We start from the raw sequence: 21,547 nt of genomic DNA, 5'->3' as shown, positions 1-21,547 counted from the left end.
ATGAACGCGACCACCAAGTTCGCCGGATTCACGCTCGGCCTCGCGGCGGTCTTCGGGATCGCCTTCGCGACCGGCGCGCTGGTCGGGCCGGAACCCTCCGGCCCGGCCGCGCACGACATCGCGCACGACGCCGGCACCGAGGCGAACACCGAGTCCCCCATCCCCGGCGGCACCCTCGCCACCGCGGGCGGCTACACCTTGAGCCTGGAAAACGCCCAGCTCCCGGCCGCACCCGATACCCCCCTGCGGTTTCGCATCGTCAACGACAGCGGTGTCGCGCTCACCGACTACACCCCGAGCCACGAAAAGGAACTCCACCTGATCGTGGTGCGCAGGGATATGAGCGCCTTCCAGCACGTCCACCCCACGCGTGAGGCGGACGGCACCTGGAGCACCCCGCTCGACCTGACCCGCGCGGGCGACTACCGCGTCTTCGCCGATTTCGTGCCCGCCGGCGGGGAGAACCTGACGCTCGGCGCGGACCTGCGAGTGGCCGGGGCATACGACCCGCAACCCCTGCCGCCGCCCACCGCCACGGCCACCGTCGGTGACTACACTGTGACGCTGGACGGCGCGATCACCCCGGGTACGGCCTCGAAGGTGACGCTGACCGTGTCGCGCGGCGGCACGCCGGTCACCGATCTCGAGCCCTACCTCGGCGCCTACGGGCATCTCGTCGCCCTGCGCGCCACCGACCTGGCCTACCTGCACGTCCACCCGGAGGGGCACCCCGGCGACGGTGTGACCGCGCCCGGCCCCGGCGTCACCTTCTACGTCACCGCGCCGAGCGCGGGCGACTACCGCCTCTTCCTGGACTTCCAGCACGGGGGCACGGTCCGGACCGCCGAGTTCACGGTGTCGGCCGCGTCCGACGGAACGCGGCAGACCACCGACGACCACACCGAGTCCACCCCCGGGCACGGGCACTGACCGCCGAAGAGAAAGGACCTCCGATGGCGACCGCGACACAACCCACGGGCCGCGTCGAATTGGTGATCGGCGGTATGACCTGCGCTTCCTGCGCCAACCGCATCGAGAAGAAGCTGAACAAGCTGGACGGCGTCACGGCCACGGTGAACTACGCGACCGAGAAGGCGCGCGTCGACTTAACCGGCGACGTCTCCCCCGACGAGCTCATCGCCACCGTCGAGCAGGCCGGCTACACGGCCGCGCTGCCCGCGCCGGAACCCACCGCCGAGGAGGCGGCCGCCGCTCCCGACGCCACCGACGCGCTGCGCACCCGCCTGCTGGTCTCGCTCGTGCTCACCGTGCCGGTGATCGCCATGGCGATGATCCCGGCCTTGCAGTTCACCAACTGGCAGTGGCTCTCGCTCACGCTGGCCGCGCCGGTGGTGGTGTGGGGCGCGCTGCCGTTCCACAAGGCGGCGTGGACCAACCTGCGCCACGGCACCGCCACCATGGACACGCTGGTGTCGATGGGCACGCTGGCCGCGCTGAGCTGGTCGGTGTACGCGCTGTTCTGGGGCACGGCGGGCACGCCCGGCATGACGCACCCGTTCGAATTCACCATCGCGCGGATGGACGGCACCGGCAACATCTACCTGGAGGCCGCGGCGGGCGTCACCACGTTCATCCTGGCCGGGCGCTACTTCGAGGCCCGGTCCAAGCGCCGGGCGGGCGCGGCGCTGCGAGCCCTGCTGGAGCTCGGCGCCAAGGATGTGGCGGTGCTGCGCGACGGCAAGGAAGTGCGCATCCCGATCGAACAGCTCACCGTCGGTGACGAATTCGTGGTGCGGCCCGGCGAGAAGATCGCCACCGACGGCGTGATCGCCGAGGGGTCCTCGGCGGTGGACGCGTCCATGCTGACCGGTGAGTCCGTGCCGGTGGAGGTCGCCGCGGGCGACGCGGTGGTGGGCGCGACCGTCAACGTGGGCGGTCGACTCCTGGTGCGCGCCACCAGGATCGGCGCCGACACCCAGCTCGCGCAGATGGCGCAGCTGGTGGAGGACGCGCAGACCGGCAAGGCGCAGGCGCAGCGGCTGGCCGACCGGATCTCCGGGATCTTCGTGCCGATCGTCATCGCGCTGGCCGCGGCGACGCTCGGATTCTGGCTCGGCACCGGCGGTTCCGTGGCGGCGGCCTTCACGGCCGCGGTGGCGGTGCTGATCATCGCCTGCCCGTGCGCCCTCGGCCTGGCCACACCGACCGCGCTGATGGTCGGCACCGGGCGCGGCGCGCAGTTGGGCATCCTGATCAAGGGGCCCGAAGTGCTGGAGTCGACCCGGCGGGTGGACACCGTGGTGCTGGACAAGACCGGCACCGTCACCACCGGCAAGATGACGCTGCTCGACGTGGTCGCCGCCGAGGGCGAGGACACCGGCGAGATCCTGAAACTGGCCGGCTCGCTGGAGGATTCGTCCGAGCATCCGATCGCGCAGGCGATCGCCAAGGGCGCACGGGAGAAGGCCGGTGAACTCGCCGCGGTGGAGGGTTTCGCCAATGTCGAGGGGCTCGGTGTGCAGGGTGTGGTGGACGGTCACGCGGTGGTCGTCGGCCGGGCCCGGCTGCTGGCCGACTGGTCGCTGGCACTGGACGCCGACCTCGAACGCGCCATGAGCGCCGCCGAGGAGCAGGGCCGCACCGCCGTCGCGGTGGGCTGGGACGGCAAGGCGCGCGGCGTGCTCGTGGTCGCCGACGCGGTGAAACCGACCTCCGCCCAGGCGATCTCGCAGCTGCGTGAACTCGGGCTCACTCCGATCATGCTGACCGGCGACAACACCGCCGCCGCCCGTGCCATCGCCGCGCAGGTCGGCATCGACGAGGTGATCGCCGAGGTGCTGCCGCAGGACAAGGTCGCCACGGTCCAGCGGTTGCAGGACGAGGGCAAGGTGGTCGCCATGGTGGGCGACGGCGTCAACGACGCGGCCGCCCTGGCCCAGGCCGATCTGGGCCTGGCCATGGGCACCGGCACCGACGTGGCGATCGAGGCCAGCGACCTGACCCTGGTGCGCGGGGACCTGCGCGCCGCCGCCGACGCCATCCGGCTCTCGCGGCGCACGCTGGGCACCATCAAGGGCAACCTGTTCTGGGCCTTCGCCTACAACGTGGCCGCGATCCCGCTGGCCATGGCGGGCCTGCTGAACCCGATGATCGCGGGCGCGGCGATGGCGTTCTCCTCGGTGTTCGTGGTCAGCAACAGCCTGCGGTTGCGCGGGTTCCAGTCCACGGCGAGCTGATTCGACGCGGAAGGGCCGAAGGGCGAGAACCCTTCGGCCCTTCCGTGTTTCACGGCTCAGTCGAAGGACGGGCGCTCGACGGTGTGGGCGGTGACCTTGTAGGTGGCCAGGATGACGCCGTTGTCGAGGACTTCGGAGCTGGTGAGTTCGAGGGTTTCCTCGGCGTCGACGTCGGTGAACAGGCGGCGGCCCTTACCCAGCAGCACCGGGTAGATGACCAGGCGGTACTCGTCGACCAGGTTGGCGGCGCGCAGCGCGTCGGTGAGTTCACCGCTGCCGAAGACCAGCAGGTCCTGCTCGGCGCGCAGCTTCGCGACGGCCTCGGCCACGTCACCCTCGATCCGGGTGGCGTTCCAGGTCAGATCGGTGGCGGTGGTGGTGGCGACGTGCTTGGGCATGCCGTTCATGCGGTCCTTGTAGTCGCCCTCCTCCGGGTGCTCCGGCCAGGACGCGGCGAACGCCTCGTAGGTGGTGCGGCCCAGCAGCAGGGCGTCGGCGTCGAACACCTCCGGGCTCTTGAAGTTCGCGATCCCGTCGTTCCAGAACGGCACCGTCCACGCCGGGTTCTCGATGATCCCGTCGGCCGAGATGAATTCGCTGACGACGACCTTGCCCATGATGACCTCGCTTCATGTCGTGCCCCGGGCTTGTGCACCGCAGGGTCTCATCAATCCAGACGGGGCGCACGCCCCCGATTCATCGGCCCGCGAAAGGTTCTCCGCGAGGCGGAAATTCGGTGGCGGTCCGAGAGTAGGTCACCGTACGCTGACCGGCATGTTCCAGCTCGTCATCGTCTCCGAGTCCGCGGTCGCGGGCGCGATGACGGCTGCCCTGGCCGCGGCGGCACTGTCCGCCGTGCTCGACGGCGCCCGACGCTGACCTTCCCCGGGATGTCCCGGGACCTCCGACGGGGAAGGTGCCCCCGTCGCCGAGGTCCCCGAGACATCCGGCCCGCTCGCCCGAGCGCGCCCACCAGGCAAGGAACAGCCATGCCCAAGCAGACCTACGTCCGCACCAAGCCGCACGTCAATATCGGCACCATGGGTCACGTCGACCACGGCAAGACCACGCTGACCGCCGCGATCACCAAGGTGCTCGCCGAGCGCGGCGGCGGCGCCTTCGTGCCGTTCGACCGCATCGACCGGGCGCCCGAAGAGGCCGCGCGCGGTATCACCATCAATATCTCGCACGTCGAATACGAGACCGCCACACGGCATTACGCGCACGTCGACATGCCGGGGCACGCCGACTTCGTGAAGAACATGATCACCGGCGCGTCCCAGCTGGACGGCGCCATCCTGGTGGTGTCGGCGCACGACGGCGTAATGCCGCAGACCGCCGAGCACGTCCTGCTCGCCAAGCAGGTGGGGGTGCGTCACCTCGTCGTCGCCCTGAACAAGGCCGACGGGGCCGACCCCGAACTGCTCGACCTGATCGAACTCGAGATCAGGGAGTTGCTCACCGCGCAGGGCTACCCCGGCGACGAGACGCCGATCGTGCGGGTCTCCGGCCTGCGGGCGCTCGAGGGCGACCAGCGGTGGACGGCCGCGCTGCTCGACCTGCTCACGGCGGTGGACGAGCACGTGCCGATCCCGGTGCGCTACACCGACGCGCCGTTCCTGCTCCCGGTGGAGAACGTCCTCACCATCACCGGGCGCGGGACGGTGGTCACCGGCGCGATCGAGCGCGGGCGGGTGGCGCTCGGCGACCGGGTGGAACTGCTCGGGCTGGGCGGCGAACCGCTGGCCACCGTGGTCACCGGCGTGGAGACGTTCGGGCGGACCATGGAGTCGGCGCAGGCCGGCGACAACGTCGCGCTGCTGCTGCGCGGCGTGCAGCGCGACCAGGTGCGCCGCGGGCAGGTGGTCGCCGCGCCGGGCAGCATCGCCGTGCGCACCCGGTTCACCGCGCGCGTCTACCTGCTCGGCGCGGGTGAGGGCGGGCGGCGCACGCCGATCACCACCGGCTACCGCCCGCAGTTCTACGTGCGCACCGGCGACGTGGTCGGCGACGTCACGCTGGGCGACGGCGGGCTCGCGATGCCCGGCGAAACGGTGGAACTGTCCGTCGAGCTGGGCCGCCCGGTGCCGCTGGAACCGGACCTCGGGTTCGCGATCCGCGAAGGCGGGCGCACCGTGGGTGCGGGGACGGTGCTGACCGTCGAGTGAGCGAGGGCCCGGTCCGGTGGGGTTGTCCACCGGACCGGTCCTTCCGATCAGGCGTACGATCGTTTCCCCGACCGGACGGTCGGGTACTCCTTCGGGGCGGGCGGCCACGGATGCGGAGTGAGCGGTGGAGTGGTTCACGGCGCCGGAGTATTGGCAGGCCAGGCTGGTGTTTCAGCGTGGTCTGGCGGTCGTGTATCTGCTGGCTTTTCTGGGGGCGGCGCTGCAATTCCGGGCGTTGATCGGGGAGCGGGGGATGCTGCCGGTGCCGCGGTATGTGCGGCGGGTGCCGTTCCGGAACGCGCCGAGCGTTTTCCAGTGGCACTACTCGGATCGGTTCTTCGCGGTGGTGGCGTGGGGTGGCGTCGGGTTGGCGGGGGCCATGGCGGTGGGGCTCGGGGACGCGGTGCCGCTGTGGGCGTCGATGGTGCTGTGGGCGGCGCTGTGGGTGCTGTACCTGTCGATCGTCAACGTGGGACAGGCGTGGTACTCGTTCGGATGGGAATCGCTGCTGCTCGAGGCCGGTTTTCTGGCGATCTTCCTCGGTAACGACACGGTCGGGCCGCCGCTGCTGGTGCTCCTGCTCCTGCGGTGGCTGCTGTTCCGGGTGGAGTTCGGGGCGGGGTTGATCAAGTGGCGCGGCGACCCGTGCTGGCGCGACCTCACCTGTCTGCGCTACCACCACGAAACGCAGCCGATGCCGGGCCCGCTGAGCTGGTTCTTCCACCACCTGCCCGCGCCACTGCACCGGGTGGAGGTGGCGGCCAACCACGTGGTGCAGCTGGCGGTGCCGTTCGGGTTGTTCTTCCCGCAGCCGGTGGCCGGCATCGCGGCGGCGATCATCGTCGTGACGCAGTTGTGGTTGGTGCTGTCGGGGAACTTCGCGTGGTTGAACTGGTTGACGATCCTGCTCGCCGCGTCGGCGCTGGACGCGTGGATGCTGCCGGGGCTACCGTCGGCGCCACCCGTCGCCGAAACGCCGCTGTGGTTCGCGGGCGCGGTGATCGCGCTGACCGGTGCGGTGATCGTGTTGAGCTACTGGCCGATCCGCAATCTCTGCTCGCGCGCGCAGCGAATGAACGCCGCCTTCAACCCGATTCACTTCGTGAACACCTACGGGGCGTTCGGGACGATCGGGCGCGTGCGCTACGAGGTGGTGTTCGAGGGGACCGCCGAGGAGCACGTCACCGGCGAAACCGCCTGGCGCGAATACGAATTCAAGGGCAAGCCCGGCGCCGTCGACCGCTGGCCGCGCCAGTGGGCGCCCTACCACCTGCGCTTGGACTGGCTGATGTGGTTCGCCGCCCTCTCCCCCTCCTACGCGCGCACCTGGCTGCTGCCCTTCGTCGTCCGCCTCCTCGACAACGACCCCGACACGTTGCGCCTACTCCGCCACTCCCCCTTCCGCACCACCCGCCCCCGCCACATCCGCGCCCTCCTGTACGAGTACCGCTACACCGCCCCCTCCGAACTCCGCCGCACCCACACCTGCTGGACCCGGACTTTGATCTCGGAGTACCTGCCGCCGCTGACGCTGGACGCGATCCAGCGCCGGTCGTGAAGGGGCAGCTTCCCCGCTGCCCGTTGCGGTGTGGTGCTCCCTCGCCGGAATCCCTCTGCGGGCCGGGTGAACTCGTCGCTCCAGGCCGACGGAGCACTGCGGCGATATGGGGCACCCACCACCGCATCCGGATCAGTTCCGACGTCGACCGGGTAATGGTGCCAGAGTCATGGTCTCGAGTAGAGTGTTCGTATCCGATCTTGTTCCGATCAACTCGATGAATGGGTTCGACAATGACGACAGCGAGCGCTCCCGTCGACGTCTCCAGCTCCGGCTCCCGGGTGGAGCACGGCCCGACGTTGATCAGTATCGGCTACGAAGGTCGCAGCCTCGAGGGGCTGATCGAAAGCTTGCTGGTGGAGCGCGTCCAGGTTCTTGTCGATGTCCGGTTGCACGCGTTTTCGCGCAAGCCCGGACTTTCCAAGACGAAACTTTCCGAGGCGCTGAATGCTGCCGGTATCGAGTACGTCCACCATCGGGCTCTCGGGAATCCCCGGGACAATCGTGAGGGTTTCCGGAACGGCGATTCGGATAGTCGTCGCCGCTTTCGAGAAGTCCTGTCGACCGACGAAGCCGAGCGCGCCATCGCCCATGTGATGGAACTGCTGGACGGTGGAGCCGTTGCCCTGCTCTGCTACGAGCGTGACCACGCGACCTGTCATCGCGACTTGGTCGCCGCCGAACTGCTGGCCGCCATGCCGCGCGCCGAGATCATCCACCTCTAGAACAGCGTCATCGGCGCGGGGAGCGCGTACCACGTTCCGAGGATGGAGAACGTGTGGTGCCGCCGGGCCTGGTTGCCCAGGTAGAAATGGAGATCCCGCGACGGATCGCACATTTCGTCCCCCCACTTCTGTTCGATCTTCAGCTTGGCTTCGGCGTCGCCGTAGGCGCGTTTCCACTGTCGCCCCGCCTCACCGAGCTCCCAGTCCAGGACCTTCTGCGTATGGCCGGAACACGTCGTGGCCGCACAGCGGTACCGGTACCGGACTTCATAAGGCATGGGCTCCAGCGGCGGCAACCCCGGCCCGAGCAACGTATCTTCACCGGCGCGCCGAATCTTTTCCAATTGGTCGGCATCCCAAGGCTTCCCGTCCGACACATATATCTGATCAATTCGCGGTTCGATGAGCCCCAGGGATCTCGGTGCCGGATGGCCGTCTTTCCAGTTCGCGTTGGTTGATATCAGTTCGCAGGTCGTGGTGTCTCCTATCAAGTCTCCCATCAGATTTCGGCGTGCCGTCCACGCGCCGCCCGAGGGCACACTTCCCAGCACTTTCAGCGAGTACTGGTCTGGCCTAAACGATTCCAGGCGCGGATCCCGGCCGCCATGTCGTTGCACATCCACGCTCACTCGCGCGTACTTGTCGAACCGATAGTCCGTGTCGATACCGCGAAATCGGACAGGATACAGACGAATCCATTCCGGTTTATCGCCATCCAGACGAACACCGGCGACGCAGACGGTCTCCTCGTATCGAACCGACGGAGACGGATACGTCTTCACAGTGATGAGTATTTCCGCGGATTGATGTCCAAGCTTCGCCACAGCGCCCCCTCGGCAGCAAGACCAGTACACCCAGAAATACCAGGCGGCGGGCTCAGATGTCCATAGCAGACGCGCATTTCTCCGTCCGCGTAGTGACGGGCGCCCGGGCGTCGCCGTCGAGACACCTCAGCGATTGCTCAGCAGTCGGCCGGCGGCAGATGGCCACTGAGACGGGCGTCGAGCCAGTCGATGGCCCCCGGGAAGCCCGCGAACAAGCCGATGGCGTGTTCGCCCGGGACGGTGCGGCGTACCGACGGAACGCCGAGCGCGCACTGGCGGCGGTGGAACTCTTCGGAGCCGGTGCCGGATACCCAGATGTCGTGCGCGGCATGGTAGATGTACAGGGGCGCACCGGATTTGCGATCCATCAGGTCCGCATGGTCGAAGATGCGTTGCGCCGCTTCGCTGCCGAGCGGGTCGGCGACGTCGGTGAGGATTTCGAGGGGGATTCCGGTTACGCCGAGCGGGCCGTTGCTGTCGCCGCACACGTCCCGCACCGGTGAGGTGGCGAGCCACTGGCCGAGGTGGTTGAGATGCGCCAGCAGCTCCGGGTGTTCACGCGCCATCGCCAGCGCCACCACCAGCAGGATGCCGGAGGCCATGTTGCCGTTGAAATCTCGGGCCACCTCGCGGTAGTCGGTGATCAGTCCGCCGGTGGCGGCGCCGACCAGCACGCCGGACAGATCCGGTGCGTATTCGTCGAGCAGCACCGCCGCCGCGTACGCCGCGATCGCGCCGCCGGAGTACCCGCCGACGGCGAATCGGCTGTCGCCGAACTCTTCCGGGGCGAGCCCGCGCACCGCGCGGATGGCGTCGAGCACCACCCGCCCGGCGACGACGGGCTCGGCGTACGACATCCACGGCCCCTCGTGATCGGGGACCAGCACCGCGTACCCGCGGCTGAGCGCCCACCACGTGGTGGGCGGGAAGAAGTCGCCCGCGTTGAACTTGTCGTGAAGTCCGTGCGCCAGTGCGTAACTCGGCGTGCAGCGCGCGCCGAGCGAGTTGATCGGCAGGGCGTTCACCGCGACCGGGCGGGTACCCGCACCCGTCCACTCGGCAGCGGGGATCAGCAATGTCGCCGTACCGAACGAGGCGGCACCCGAGGCCGAGGTGCTGCGGAACTTCACCTGCACCGCCCGCCGGATCGGCACGGCCGCGAGGGGCGCGGCGGTCGCGGTCACATCTCGCCACGTCACGAGCTCGCCGGGCGCCCGCGCGTCCAGCTCGGCGGGCCAGACGTCGAAGAACGGATCTCCGGTCGGCGAGGCCAGCACCGCTCGCCACAGGGCCGCGAGGTGCGGGCTCAGTTCACCGGTCGGCGGCGAGGGCGCGGCGGGAACGACTTTCGGCGGAACGGTGCGGTCGATCCACTCCTGGAACGGGCTCGGACGCTCGTCGGCCAGCGCCAGGGGGGTGGTGCACAGACCGCAGATGAGTAGCGAGATCAGCAGCAGCCGAAGCAGATTCGCGATCCTGACGTGTACCTTTTGCCGGTGCTCACGAGTCCGCACCGCCACCCCCGCTCCGAAGTTCTTGTCCGGCAATGAATGAGTTGAGCAATGTTGGCTCGTGGAGGTCTGCGAGAACTGTGTTTCCCGGTGCGGTTCGGCCGAGGCCCGCGGCCACCGACATGGGCAGGCCGAGACGTTCGAGCTCCGCCGCCCATCGGCCGGGGTCCAGGATCCCGCGCACCAGTCGATCCCCGTCCGATCCGGTCTTGTAGTGACTCGATCCGGTGGTCGCCCGATCGCACCCGGCGGCGCTGCCGACGCAAGTCACCTCGGCATGCGCCGCTCCCGCCCACAGCGCACCCGCGCCGCTGAGCACCACCGCAGCGCAGAACACGCGTCCCACGGCACTCGTCATCTCGATACTCCCTGCCTCGGTGGCGTCTGTCGACCCGGCGGCGAACAGCACGCTATTCGCGAAATCGCAGGTCACGCACCTGGCGGGCGGAAACTTCGGGTACGTCACCAACTCTCGTCCGCGGTTCTCTGACGCTGCCACAAACAGGTGATACGGCAACGGACGGATGGTGCGAGCGGTTCGATGACCCGGAAGGAGGTCAGGGCAGGGGCGCGGGGCTGAGGGCGGGGGTCAGGTGGGCCTTGGCCCACGGGATGGCGACGGGGTGGAGGTGGCGGTCCGGGAGGAGTAAGGGGTGGGCGTTCACTTCGAAGACGAGGTTGTCGGCGGGGGCGAGGTCGACGCCGCCGAAGCGCAGTCCGACGGAGCGGACCGCGGCGGTGGCGACCGCGAGGGTGGCGGTGGGGAGGGCGTCGACGGGGACGGGGGTGCTGGTGGCGCCCGCCGATTCGTTGGTGGGGGCGTCGGGGTCGGGCTGGAGGTGGTGGACGGCCCAGAGCGGGGTGCCGTCGAGGACGACGATGCGCAGACTTTCGCGGGCGCGGCGGGCGGTGAGGTTGCCCGTGTCGCGGGACATGAGCCAGGTGCGGCCGGCGAATCCGTGGGCGGCGTCGCGGACCTGCGCGGAGGTGGTGGCGTGTGCGACGCCGCGACCGCTCATGCCGATCGCCGGGCGGATCCACACGTCGCCGCCGAGTTGGCGGAAGGCACGCTGCGCGACGATCGGGTCGCCGGTGCGCAGGACGATGGTGTCGGGGAACGGCACGCCGTCGCGCGCGAAACAGGCTATGGTGCGGTCTTTTTCGGTGGCGTCGCGCCAGCCGTTCGCGGTGTCGGCGGTGAGGCCGTGGTCCGCCAGGGTGGACAGGAAGGCGGCGAGATGTGGGCGGCGTTCCGGGGCGATCGCGTAGACGAGTACCGCGTCCGGGGTGAGGGTGACGTCGCCGAGGGTGAGCCGGGGTGTGCCGTCGATGATCCGGAGGGCGCCGTGACCGCTCGGCAGGAAATGCCTGGCGTCGACAAGTTTCGGCCGCGTGCCGGTGAGGTGTTCGATCGCGCGGGACAAGGTCCGGTGGCTGCCCTCGGCCGAATCGTGGTCGTACAGCAGGATCGTTTCGCGGTCGGACACCACGCTCCCCCTCTTCACGCGTCGCCGTAGTCCGTGGGGGCGGTGCGTGGCGGCACGGACGAGCGAAATCACGTTGCCGCGAACAACATCGACCGCCTGCGCCGGGGATGATCTTACCGTGCAAGGGGATTCGTCCGGTCGAATTCGGACATCGGCGAGGGGCCGGAGAGGTCGTTGAGCGGATGACGGGATTCGAACCCGCGACCCTCACCTTGGCAAGGTGATGCGCTACCAGCTGCGCTACATCCGCGTGCACCGCCGCGCGGTGCGGCGTCGACTTTAGTCGGCCGGGGTGCGCGCGACCAAATCGGGGTCGGTCCGGCACCTGGCCGGGCGGGCCCGCGGGTGGGACACTGAGCGGGCGGGCGACGGCCCGCACGGAGGCCCGGTCGAAGGGTTCGCACATGCCGGACGCAGGCGCAAAGGGCGCGGGCGTGCCGCCGCGCTGGTTCATCAGGACGGCGTGGGTGGTGCACCGCGCGCTGTACCGCGTGACCTTCGGCAAGGTCGGCCTGTGGCGCCCGAAGCCCGACGGCTGGGGCACCCTGCGCCTGACCGTCCCGGGCCGCCGCTCCGGCAAACCCCGCAGCGTGATCCTCGGCTATGTCGAGGACGGTCCGAACCTCGTCACGCTGGCGATGAACGGGTGGGGCGAGGGCGAGCCCGCCTGGTGGCTCAACCTGCTCTCCCACCCCGAGGCCACCGTGGCGTTGAAGGACGGCACCCGCCCGGTCTACGCCCACGCCGCGGTGGACGAGGAACGCCGGCGCCTGTGGTCCCGCTGGCGCGCCATCGACCCCCACCTCGACGCGCACGCCGCCCTCCGCTCCACCGAAACCGCCGTCGTGGTTCTCGAACCGCGCGACTAGGGTGGCCCGCCTACGCCCGTTCCGCTCTACGAGCCCGGCGGGCTTCGAGTTCGGCGCGTTCGATCTCGGCGGCTTGTTCGAGAGTGGGGGCGGTGCCGCCGAGGCGGACGGGGGCCCAGCGGGCGCCGGTGGGCGGGTCGGGGTAGTCGCGCTGGGCGGTGTCGAGGGCGGTGCGGAGCGCGGTGCGCAGGGTGGCGGTGAGTTCGTCGGGGGTGCCGACGGGTGGGAGGGGTTCGCCGATGCGGATGGTGATGGGAAAGCGGTGGCGGCCCAACTGTTTCGGGACGTCTTTGGTCCAGATGCGCTGGGCGCCCCAGATGGCGAGCGGGATGATCGGCACGCCGGCCTCCAGCGCCATCCGCGCCGCGCCCGACTTGAACTCCTTCAGCTCGAAACTGCGACTGATCGTCGCCTCCGGGTAGACGACCACGAGTTCGCCCTCGCGCAGCGAATCGACGGCGCGGCCGAACGATTCCGCGCCCGCCGACCGATCGACGCCGATCGCCTTGCAGTGCTTCATGAGAAAGCCGACGATGCCGTGTTCGAGTTCGGCCTTCATCATGTACCGCACATTGCGCCCGGACCGGCGGCCGACCAAGCCCACCTCCATGAAATCCAGGTAGGCGGTGTGGTTCACGGCCAGCACCGCGCCACCGGAACGCGGAATGTGTTCCTGCCCGCGGATATCGATCCGCAGGCCCTGCCACCACAACAGCGTGCGCACCAAGCCGGTGAGCACGTCGTAGACGGGTTCACGCGCCATAGCGCGACGGTACCCGAGGAACCGAGAACAGGTGTCAGTCCTGGGCGGCGGCGCGGCGGGCGGCCTTCTCCGCGGCTTCGGCGGCGTCCATCGCGTCGGCCTCCTCGAGCGTGGGCGCGCTACCGCCGAGACGGGCGGGCACCCAGTACGCGCCGGGCTCGTGCTCGTAGTCGCGCTGCACCTCCAGCAGCATGCGCTGCATGGTGGCGCGCAGCTCAGCGGTGAGGTCGGCGGCCGGCTCGTAGGGCTGAATGGGCGCGCCGACCAGGATGGAGATCGGCGTGTTGGTGCGACCCAGACGCTTCGGGAAACCCTTCGTCCACACCCGCTGCGCACCCCAGATGACGATCGGGATGATCGGCACCCCGGCCTCGATGGCCATGCGGGCGGCGCCGGACTTGAACTCCTTGATCTCGAAGCTGCGGCTGATGGTGGCCTCGGGATACACGCCGACCAGCTCGCCCCGGCGCAGGTACTCGACCGCGGCCTTGTACGAGTCGGCGCCCGCCGCGCGATCCACCGGAATGTGCTTGAGCGCCCGCATGATCGGCCCGGAGATCTTGTCGTCGAACACCTCCTTCTTGGCCATGAAGCGGATGTAGCGCTTGGGGGTGCGCACCGGCAGGCCCGCGTAGGTGAAGTCGAGGTAGCCGGTGTGGTTCACCGCCAGCACGGCGCCACCCGTCGCGGGGATGTGCTCATCGCCCGCGACGGTGAATTTCAGACCTTGCGCGAAGAAGACGGTCCGGGCCAGCCCGATGATCGTCCGGTAGACGGGTTCCACAATTCCGCTAGCGTAGTCGCTGACTGTCCCATCCGGCAGAGGGCGGGGCCCTTCGGCCGCCCCGCGGAAGGTGGTGCCGACCGTGCGAACCGACCGATCATCGCGGGGCGACCGCGCGTTCGCCCGGGCGCAAGACCCTGTTCACCGGGACCGGGCGGACCGAGTTCCGGAGGGTGGTGCTGGGCGGTCCGGTTCGAGGACGCGGGCGGCGAGCGATGCCGCCCGGAGCCCGGACGATGGCGCGCCGACGCCCGGCACGAACCCATCCCGCGCCGCGACTCTGCCCGGCCGACGCCCGGCCGACCCCGCACGTCCGCCCGATCAACGCCCGGTGGACCGCGCACGATCAACCAGCACGAACCCGAGCAACCGAGCGGCCCCGGCCGAGAAGCGCCGCCGACCACCACTGAGCGGCATCCGATCAACTGCCGCCGCGTTACTCGCGCTCGCGGCCATGACAACTGCGTGCGACTCCACCCCGGACCCGTCCGAAGACCGCTCCACCCCGATCCACGCGACAACACCACCCGCGGCGATCCCCACCACCTCCGTGACTCTGCCCGCCGACGTTCCCTCCATCGGCGCCCCCGACGGCATCCCCGACGTCACCCCGATACGCCGCTGGGCGGCCGACCTCGTCTCGAACACCCTCCCCGACCTGGAGGCGAAGTGCTGGACGGTCGCGCCCGCGCACGTCGCGGAGGTGTACGAGCGGCGCGACGCGGTGCTCGCGGCCGCCGCCGGGCCGGGCGCGGTCGAGGGCGAAACGCTCGTCTGGCGCGACGGCGACATCGTGCTCGCCGTCCCCCGCGCCGCGCTCGCCACCGGCTACGCCTGCCCGCGCCGCTACGCCCCCGGCGAACGCATCGGCTTCGACGACGCCGACGCACGCCACACCGTCTACCGCTACCTCGCGCGGTTCACCGGCGAACCGGTCGATCCCGACGACAAGGAGGACGCCTACCCGCTGGTGTGCCGGGCGACCCCCGCCGACTGGGACCCGGAAGACACCGGCACCCCGATTCCCGCGCCGCTGGCGAACAATCCGGGCGTGCTCACCGGCACCAAGCACTTCTCCCCCGAGGAGATGCGCTCGGCGCCGCTGCGCGCCGGCTACCACTCGGTGAGCGTTCCGGTGACGAACGCCGCAGGCTTCACCCTGACCCGCACGTTCCTCCTGGCGGAGCGACCGGCCGGCTACTGCCTCGGCGACGTCACCCCCTAGCGGACGGCCGCGCCGACGCCGGTCGCGCGCGGCTACTACCCTGGTTGGCTGACAACACCCCGCGTCACCGGCCACAGCCCGTTCTCGATTCCCGCGCGCGATCTCGCGCGCACGGCCGGCGCGGGGCACGCGCTCGCGCACGGCCGCGGCGCACGCGCAGGGACGTCTAGGAGGAAAAAGCTCGTGCAGATCACCAGCGTCGGCCACGCCGGATTCCACATCCGCACCGCGGCGGGGACCATCCTGTGCGACCCGTGGGTCAACCCGGCCTACTTCGGTTCGTGGGTCCCGTTCCCGGACAACTCCGAGCTGGACTGGGACGAGCTGGGCGACTGCGATTTCCTCTACGTCTCGCACCTGCACCGCGACCACTTCGACGCGAAGAACCTCACCGAGCACGTGAACAAGGACGCGACCGTCCTGCTGCCCGACTACCCGGTGCCGGACCTGCGCCGCGAGCTGGAGAAGCTGGGCTTCCACAAGTTCTTCGAGACCGAGGATTCGGTCAAGCACACCGTCACCGGCCCCGGCGGCGATCTCGACATCATGATCATCGCGCTGCGCGCGCCCGCCGACGGGCCGATCGGCGATTCGGGCCTGGTGGTCTCCGACGGCGAGACCACCTGTTTCAACATGAACGACGCCCGCCCGGTCGACATGGACGTACTGCACGACGCGTTCGGCCACGTCGACATCCACCTGCTCCAGTACTCGGGCGCGATCTGGTACCCGATGGTGTACGACATCCCCTCGCGCACCAAGACCAACTTCGGCAAGCAGAAGCGCCAGCGCGGCATGGACCGGGCGCGCAGCTACATCGAGCAGGTCGGGGCCACCTGGGTGGTGCCCTCGGCGGGGCCGCCGGTGTTCCTGGATCCGGAGCTGCGCTCGCTCAACGACGACCACGGCGACGAGGGCAACATCTTCCCCGACCAGATGGTCTTCCTCGAGCAGATGGAGATCCACGGCAACAAGGGCGGGGTGCTGATGATCCCCGGCTCGGTCGTGGACGTGCGCGGGCCGGAGCTCGCGCTGACGCACCCGTTCGACCCGGCCGAGATCTACGACGACAAGGCCGCCTACATCGAGCGGATGGCGCAGAAGTTCGCGCCCGTGCTGGCCGCGGAGAAGGCCTCGTGGGCGACCGGCGAGGGTTCGCTGCTGGAGCCGCTCAAGGAGCTGTTCGAGCCGATCATGGTGCAGAGCGACCTGATCTGCGACGGCATCGGCTACCCCGTTGGCCTGGTGATCGGCGACGAGACCGTGGTGGTCGACTTCCCGAAGCGGGTGGTGCGCGCGCCGATCGAGGGTGAGGGCAAGTACCGCTACGGTTTCCGCATCGCGCCCGAGCTGGTGCGCACGGTGTTGCGCGACAACGAACCCGACTGGGTGAACACGATCTTCCTGTCCACCCGCTTCCAGGCCTGGCGCATCGGCGGCTACAACGAATTCCTGTACACGTTCTTCAAATGCCTCACCGACGAGCGCATCGCCTACGCCGACGGCTGGTTCGCCGAGGCGCACGACGATTCCGCGTCCACCGAGATCGCCGGATGGGAGGTGCAGCGCCGCTGCCCGCACCTGAAGGCGGACCTGTCGAAATTCGGTGTGGTGGAGGGCAACACGCTCACCTGCAACCTGCACGGCTGGCAGTGGGATCTGGAGTCGGGTCGCTGCAAGACCTCCAAGGGACACGAATTGCGTTCGCGCAAGCTCTGATACGGCTCTGATGGGTTGGCCCGGTCCGGTGCACTCGGGCCGGTCGGCGAATCGGTACCTCTGCGGGGCGATGTCGGAAGTGCCGAGGCCAAAGCCGTGCGGACCGGAGGTGTGTGCGCACCCGTTCTGATTCAATAGCGCGGGCGACGGCCCGAGAGCGAGATCAGAGTGCGTGCGAGCGATCGCGCGGCGCACCCGTTCAGGTTCGGTGGCGGGCGGCGAGGGTGACGGCGGCGAGGGTGAGCAGGCAGCCGAGGACCGAGAGTGCCGAGGGGGCCGGGGTGTCCGGGGTGAGGAGGTCGAGGGTGAGGGCGGTGGCGAGCTGGCCGGCGACCGAGGTGAGGCCGAGCAGCAGGACGCCGATCCAGCGGACGGTGAGCGCGGCCAGGGCGATGAACGCGACGCCGATGAGTCCGCCCAGGTAGAGCCAGGGTTCGGTGGGAAACGCCGGCAGGCCGCCGGTGTAGGCCAGGAGTGCGGATTCGATCAGCACCAGCGCGATCAGGCCGACGGTGAAGTTCACCAGGGCGGCGGAGAATGGCCCGCCCGCCGCGCCGACCCGGCCGTTGACGGCCTGCTGCCAGGCCAGGCCGATGCCGGCGAGCGCGGGCAGCGCGACGAGCAGGAAATGCGGCGTGGCGCCGAACAATTCGGGCAAGGCCAGGGCGCCCGGTTGCTCGCCCCCTCGCCCCGAGGTCAGCACGACCGCGCCGATCGCCAGCACGGCGGCGAGCGCCCGCGAGGCCGTGACGGGTGTCGCGCCGCCGGGAGCGAGGCCGAGCCGATCCACCGCGAGGCTGCTCAACAGCTGTCCCGCGACGGCCGCGACGGTGAACACCGTGACGCCGATCGCCGCGATCGTGAGCCCCTGACCCGCGACGAAGAACGCACCGCACAACCCGCCGAGCAGGTGCCACGGGCGCAGCGTCCCCTCGGCCAGCGCCGCGCGCGCCGCGCCGAACCCCGCCCGCAGCCGCGCACTCATCGCGAACGCGATCACCAGGATCAGCAGACCAGTCCCGAAACTGACCGTCGCGGCGGCGATCCCGTCCTGCAACCGTGCCCCGAGCGCCCCGTTGATCCGCCCCTGCACCGCGACCCCGGCCCCGATGCAGAACCCGAACACCAACCCCCACCTCGTCCGCACGGTCACGCCCGCACGCTACCCGCCCGCTCCCGGCTTACACCGCCACGCGACGCCGGGCCCCGATCCACGCGCCTTCCGATTACGCTGACCGTCCGCCTGATCGTCACCGCCACGTCCTCAACGACGGCCCCACGGCGAAGCGGAGACCCGATCCCGCAACGCCGCTCACCACACGACTCCACACTGGTCACCCACCGCACGACACCCCGAGCGCCGCCAACCACACGTCTCCCCTCGTCACCCGCCTCCCGACAGCCTGAGCGTCTACTCAATCGCCGCGCCACCACATCCTCAGCGCACACCCCACGGCCGAGCCCACCCCTCACTCCACCGACTCGTGCTCCACAACCCGCGGCGGCAACCAGCGCGGCATCAGCGCGGCGATCGCGAACATCAGCGATCCCAGCAGCGCCAGGGTGACCGCCATCGAGAACCACTGCGTCGCCAGGGCGGCGAAGCCGAAGATGCCGAGCGCCAGGATCTCGGAGAGGAAGCCCGAGACCGAGGTGACGGTGGCGCGGGCCGGGCCGGCGATCGCGTCCTGGAGGCGGGCGTCGGTGACGATCTCGGCGTTCAGGACCACGCCGTAGCCGACGCCGATCGCCGTGAAGCCGAGTCCGGTGAGCGGGTAGACGAGCCCGGGATGCGCGGCGGCGGCACCCGCGACGAGCGCGCCGCCGATGAACAGCACACCACCCGCGGCCACGGCGATCGCCAGCGTGCGCGCCGACAGCGCGCTGGTGCGGCCCGCGAGCAGCGTGCCGGTGAGCGAACCGAGCACGGTGACGCCCACCAGCACCGGCACCAGGGCGGTCGCCACGCCCGCCTCCTGCGCCAGCAGGCCGAAGTACTCGTCGTAGGCGGTGATGCCGAACAGCAACGCGCCCAACAGGACTCCGTACCGGACCCGGCGCACCCGCATCGACTCGCCGATACCGGCGCGCAGCATCGCGAGGTAGCGGTGCAGCACCCCGGTGTGCTCGACCACGGTGGGCGCGGGCACGTGACCGGGGGTGGTGATCTCGTGACCGTCCTCGTCCACGTCCTCGACCGAACCGGCCTTCGGGGCGCTGGGCAGCGAGGCGGCGACCAGCGTGTGCGCGGCGGCCACGGCCACGCTCACCCAGCCGACCAGCGCGTAGCCGCCCACCGCGTACAGCGGCGCCGCGGCCAGGATGGCGACGACGACGGTGACCTCTTCCGCCGCGCCCGCGTAACCCATGATGCGGGGGTACTCGGCGGTCGCGTCTTCGGCGGCGAGCCCGTCGTAGATCAGCGCCTCGAAGGTGCCGGATTCCAGCGCACCCGACACACCCCAGAGCACGAAACCGAGCGCGAATCCGAGATAGGACGGCGTGGCGGTCCACAGCACGAACGCCGCGCACACCAGCGCACCGCTCAGGATCAGCAGCAGACGCCGCGACACCGTGTCGGCCCACGCGCCGGAGGGCACCTCCAGGACGAACGCCGTCACCGACCAGATGGCCAGCAGCGAGGAGATCTGCGCCGTGCTCAGCCCGTGGTCGGCGAACAGCAGCGCGTAGAGGGCATACAGCGGGATGAGTTCCCGCGAGCCCTTGAACAGGATCGCCCGCAGCATATGACCGCGGACCGAGGTGCTACGGAAGTGTCAACATCGATGCAGGATCTGACGCATGCATTCAGCTTGGCCGCCGGGCGCGCGCGGCGTCAAGCACATTTCAGCCGAGCGGCAGCCAGCCGTTGTTCGCGGGCACCGAGTCGTCGTGCGAACCGGGACCCACCCGGCTCTGGCCCTGGTTGAGGTCGTGGATCAGCTCCGAGACCGGGTGCGAATCGCTGTAGTGGTAGCCCTGCGCCAGTGCGAAACCGAGCTCGGTGAGCACCGCGGCCTGGTATTCGGTCTCCACGCCCTCGGCGATGACCTGCAGGTCCAGCGACTTGCTCAGCGCGGCGATGACGCCGAGCAGCGGCGGCGCGGGCGAATCGGAGCGGATGGCGGCGACGAACGACTGGTCGACCTTGATGATGTCGCTCGGCAGCGTGGCCAGCCGGCTCAGCGAGGAATAGCCGGTGCCGAAATCGTCGATGGCGATGCGCACGCCCCGCTCGCGCAGGGTGTGCAGGTTCGCGATGGCGGTCTGCGATTCGGCGGCCAGCTCGCTCTCGGTCACCTCGAGCACCAGCTGATCGGCGGGCCAGCCGGTGCTGGCCAGGATGCCGGCGACCCGGTCGGCGTACCCGGTCTCGGCCAGTTCGAGCCCGCTGACATTGACATTGAGCGTGAGGTCGAGCTGGGCGAAGGTCTCCTGGAGGCGGGCGGCGTCGGCGCAGGCGCGGCGCAGCACCAGCTCGTCCAGATCGGCGATGAGGTCGTACTCCTCGGCCACCCGGATCAGGCCCTCGGTGGTGACGTCGGGTTGCGCGCTGGACGACCAGCGCAGCAGCGCCTCCACGCCGACCGCCTTGCCGCCGCCCTCGCTGAGGCTGACGATCGGCTGGTAGTGCACATCGAGCGCGCCGCGGTCGATGGCCTCGCGCAGCTCGACGGCCAGCGGCAGCTGCCGCGAGGACTCCAGCACCGTGCGGTTGCGCCCGGCCTGCTTGGCCCGGTAGAGACCCACGTCGGCGCGGCTCACCAGCAGCGATCCCGACTCGCCCTGCTGCCAGGAGGTGACACCCGCCGAGCAGCCGGTGGTGACGGCGGCGCGCAACTGCTCGGTGAGCAGGATCGCGGCCTGTTCGGTGGTGTTGGGCAGCAGCAGCGCGAACGCGTCGCCCCCGTAGCGGGCCAGCACCTGATCGGGCGACAGCAGTTTCGACCAGGTGTCGGCGACGCGTTGCAGGACGGCGTCGCCTGCGCGGTGCCCGAGGTGGTCGTTGATCTTCTGGAAGCGGTCCAGGTCGACCAGCACCAGCGAGAGCCCCTGCCCGGTGCGGGCCGCGTGCTCGATCGCGGTGTTGAGCGCGCGGTCGAACCCGCGCCGGTTCAGCAGCCCGGTGAGCACGTCGATATCGGCCTCGGACGCCATCCGGGTGAGGATGCCGACCACGACACCCACACCGAAGGTGACACCGGCCGGGATCAGGCCCGACCACCAGGGCAGATCGCGCGCGGGCAACGCCCACAGGCACAGCACCATCGCGAAAGCGATGTGCGCGAACGCTTGTGACCACCGGAAGAACAGCGCCGCGTCGCACGCCACGAACACATAGAACGAGGCGAGGCTGATCCCGCCGACCATATTCGGGAATGAATGCACCGCCACCGTCACCAATACGGTGGCGACGGCGACATAGCCGTGATGGATGGAATGCGGAAGGCGCGGACCCCACGCGAGCAGCGTCAATCCCAGCACCAGCGCAATCGCCGCCGCCGTGCCGACCAGCGGCCGATTACCCTCGTCGCCCGGCGCGATGGCCGTGATGATCAGGCCGAGCACACCGCCCATGACGTAGAACGCCCCGGTGGTCCGAGCCATGACCATTGCCGTCGCCAGCGCCGATGCCGCCCGGACCCGGGTTCGGGTATCGCCGCGCGCCCCGATTCCTCGCACGGGAACAGCCTAGACACTACCCATCACAACGGTT

17 protein-coding genes and 1 tRNA gene are annotated in these 21,547 nt (G+C 69.9%); 8 read left to right on the top strand and 10 right to left on the bottom strand.

Going from position 1 to position 21,547, the window contains the following annotated elements:
• Together DFR74_RS15385 and DFR74_RS15380 are read left to right on the top strand one after the other, a co-directional pair.
• A complete protein-coding gene (locus DFR74_RS15385) occupies window positions 1–930 on the top strand; it encodes a hypothetical protein (protein WP_067509808.1) in 930 nt (309 codons plus the stop codon).
• A 23-nt stretch (window positions 931–953) separates the two neighbouring features.
• On the top strand, window positions 954–3,197 hold the full coding sequence (locus DFR74_RS15380) for a heavy metal translocating P-type ATPase (protein ID WP_067509810.1): 2,244 nt from the start codon (window positions 954–956) through the stop codon (window positions 3,195–3,197).
• Window positions 3,198–3,253: 56 nt separating this feature from the next.
• On the opposite strand, the gene DFR74_RS15375 is transcribed toward DFR74_RS15380, so the two are convergent.
• Window positions 3,254–3,814: a dihydrofolate reductase family protein gene (locus DFR74_RS15375; protein WP_067509812.1), complete on the bottom strand. Its 561-nt coding sequence runs from the start codon at window positions 3,812–3,814 to the stop codon at window positions 3,254–3,256.
• Window positions 3,815–4,186: 372 nt separating this feature from the next.
• Here DFR74_RS15375 and tuf point away from each other — a divergent pair, with 372 nt between their 5' ends.
• The 3 genes from tuf (at window position 4,187) to DFR74_RS15360 (ending at window position 7,648) form a co-directional block, all read left to right on the top strand.
• The gene (gene tuf, locus DFR74_RS15370; protein ID WP_067509814.1) at window positions 4,187–5,365 is read left to right on the top strand and encodes an elongation factor Tu; all 1,179 of its coding nucleotides are present in this window, start codon (window positions 4,187–4,189) and stop codon (window positions 5,363–5,365) included.
• A gap of 124 nt (window positions 5,366–5,489) precedes the next feature.
• Window positions 5,490–6,923, top strand: coding sequence for a lipase maturation factor family protein (locus tag DFR74_RS15365; RefSeq protein WP_067509816.1), 1,434 nt, complete (start codon window positions 5,490–5,492; stop codon window positions 6,921–6,923).
• 233 nt (window positions 6,924–7,156) lie between these two features.
• Window positions 7,157–7,648 carry a DUF488 domain-containing protein gene (locus DFR74_RS15360; protein ID WP_067509818.1) on the top strand — a complete coding sequence of 164 codons (492 nt, stop codon included), beginning with the start codon at window positions 7,157–7,159 and terminating at the stop codon, window positions 7,646–7,648.
• Here the strand turns inward: DFR74_RS15360 and DFR74_RS15355 are convergent.
• From DFR74_RS15355 to DFR74_RS15335, 4 genes are all read right to left on the bottom strand, one after another.
• Window positions 7,645–8,430, bottom strand: a complete 786-nt coding sequence (locus DFR74_RS15355) for a hypothetical protein (protein ID WP_228789727.1) — start codon at window positions 8,428–8,430, stop codon at window positions 7,645–7,647. The genes DFR74_RS15360 and DFR74_RS15355 overlap by 4 nt on opposite strands.
• Window positions 8,431–8,609: 179 nt before the next feature.
• Window positions 8,610–10,019, bottom strand: coding sequence for a lipase family protein (locus DFR74_RS15350; RefSeq protein WP_232331766.1), 1,410 nt, complete (start codon window positions 10,017–10,019; stop codon window positions 8,610–8,612).
• A gap of 521 nt (window positions 10,020–10,540) precedes the next feature.
• Window positions 10,541–11,470, bottom strand: a complete 930-nt coding sequence (locus tag DFR74_RS15340; protein ID WP_067509899.1) for an ATP-grasp domain-containing protein — start codon at window positions 11,468–11,470, stop codon at window positions 10,541–10,543.
• Window positions 11,471–11,647: 177 nt separating this feature from the next.
• A tRNA-Gly gene (locus DFR74_RS15335) sits at window positions 11,648–11,720 on the bottom strand.
• A gap of 154 nt (window positions 11,721–11,874) precedes the next feature.
• On the opposite strand from DFR74_RS15335, the gene DFR74_RS15330 reads away from it, so the two are divergent.
• Complete coding sequence (locus DFR74_RS15330) at window positions 11,875–12,339, top strand: nitroreductase/quinone reductase family protein (RefSeq protein ID WP_067509823.1); 465 nt, start codon at window positions 11,875–11,877, stop codon at window positions 12,337–12,339.
• A 10-nt stretch (window positions 12,340–12,349) separates the two neighbouring features.
• Here DFR74_RS15330 and DFR74_RS15325 read toward each other — a convergent pair whose 3' ends face one another.
• A complete protein-coding gene (locus DFR74_RS15325) occupies window positions 12,350–13,102 on the bottom strand; it encodes a lysophospholipid acyltransferase family protein (protein WP_067509825.1) in 753 nt (250 codons plus the stop codon).
• Between the two features lie 34 nt (window positions 13,103–13,136).
• Window positions 13,137–13,886, bottom strand: a complete 750-nt coding sequence (locus DFR74_RS15320) for a lysophospholipid acyltransferase family protein (protein ID WP_067509827.1) — start codon at window positions 13,884–13,886, stop codon at window positions 13,137–13,139.
• Window positions 13,887–14,340: 454 nt separating this feature from the next.
• Between DFR74_RS15320 and DFR74_RS15315 the strand changes: the two genes are divergently transcribed.
• Together DFR74_RS15315 and DFR74_RS15310 are read left to right on the top strand one after the other, a co-directional pair.
• Window positions 14,341–15,111, top strand: coding sequence for a hypothetical protein (locus DFR74_RS15315; protein WP_067509829.1), 771 nt, complete (start codon window positions 14,341–14,343; stop codon window positions 15,109–15,111).
• 183 nt (window positions 15,112–15,294) lie between these two features.
• Entirely contained in the window at window positions 15,295–16,830 is a 1,536-nt protein-coding gene (locus DFR74_RS15310; protein WP_067509831.1) for a Rieske 2Fe-2S domain-containing protein, read from the top strand.
• 199 nt (window positions 16,831–17,029) lie between these two features.
• Here DFR74_RS15310 and DFR74_RS15305 read toward each other — a convergent pair whose 3' ends face one another.
• From DFR74_RS15305 to DFR74_RS15295, 3 genes are all read right to left on the bottom strand, one after another.
• Window positions 17,030–17,983 (bottom strand): DMT family transporter, encoded by a 954-nt coding sequence (locus tag DFR74_RS15305; protein ID WP_232331767.1) that lies wholly within the window; start codon window positions 17,981–17,983, stop codon window positions 17,030–17,032.
• Window positions 17,984–18,299: 316 nt separating this feature from the next.
• Complete coding sequence (locus DFR74_RS15300) at window positions 18,300–19,577, bottom strand: MFS transporter (protein ID WP_067509833.1); 1,278 nt, start codon at window positions 19,575–19,577, stop codon at window positions 18,300–18,302.
• Between the two features lie 100 nt (window positions 19,578–19,677).
• Window positions 19,678–21,438, bottom strand: coding sequence for a putative bifunctional diguanylate cyclase/phosphodiesterase (locus DFR74_RS15295; protein ID WP_228789733.1), 1,761 nt, complete (start codon window positions 21,436–21,438; stop codon window positions 19,678–19,680).
• Window positions 21,439–21,547: the final 109 nt, after the last annotated feature.

Origin of the sequence: Nocardia puris (assembly GCF_003315035.1) — a bacterium.
Taxonomy (GTDB): domain Bacteria; phylum Actinomycetota; class Actinomycetes; order Mycobacteriales; family Mycobacteriaceae; genus Nocardia; species Nocardia puris.
This window is presented reverse-complemented; position numbering and strand designations above follow the sequence as displayed.

Coding starts and splice junctions, on each gene's coding strand:
- DFR74_RS15385 (WP_067509808.1), top strand. CDS start 1: ATGAACGCGACCACCAAGTTCGCCGGATTCACGCTCGGCCTCGCGGCG.
- DFR74_RS15380 (WP_067509810.1), top strand. CDS start 954: ATGGCGACCGCGACACAACCCACGGGCCGCGTCGAATTGGTGATCGGC.
- DFR74_RS15375 (WP_067509812.1), bottom strand. CDS start 3,814: ATGGGCAAGGTCGTCGTCAGCGAATTCATCTCGGCCGACGGGATCATC.
- tuf (WP_067509814.1), top strand. CDS start 4,187: ATGCCCAAGCAGACCTACGTCCGCACCAAGCCGCACGTCAATATCGGC.
- DFR74_RS15360 (WP_067509818.1), top strand. CDS start 7,157: ATGACGACAGCGAGCGCTCCCGTCGACGTCTCCAGCTCCGGCTCCCGG.
- DFR74_RS15330 (WP_067509823.1), top strand. CDS start 11,875: ATGCCGGACGCAGGCGCAAAGGGCGCGGGCGTGCCGCCGCGCTGGTTC.
- DFR74_RS15325 (WP_067509825.1), bottom strand. CDS start 13,102: ATGGCGCGTGAACCCGTCTACGACGTGCTCACCGGCTTGGTGCGCACG.
- DFR74_RS15315 (WP_067509829.1), top strand. CDS start 14,341: ATGACAACTGCGTGCGACTCCACCCCGGACCCGTCCGAAGACCGCTCC.
- DFR74_RS15300 (WP_067509833.1), bottom strand. CDS start 19,577: ATGCTGCGGGCGATCCTGTTCAAGGGCTCGCGGGAACTCATCCCGCTG.
- DFR74_RS15295 (WP_228789733.1), bottom strand. CDS start 21,438: ATGGCTCGGACCACCGGGGCGTTCTACGTCATGGGCGGTGTGCTCGGC.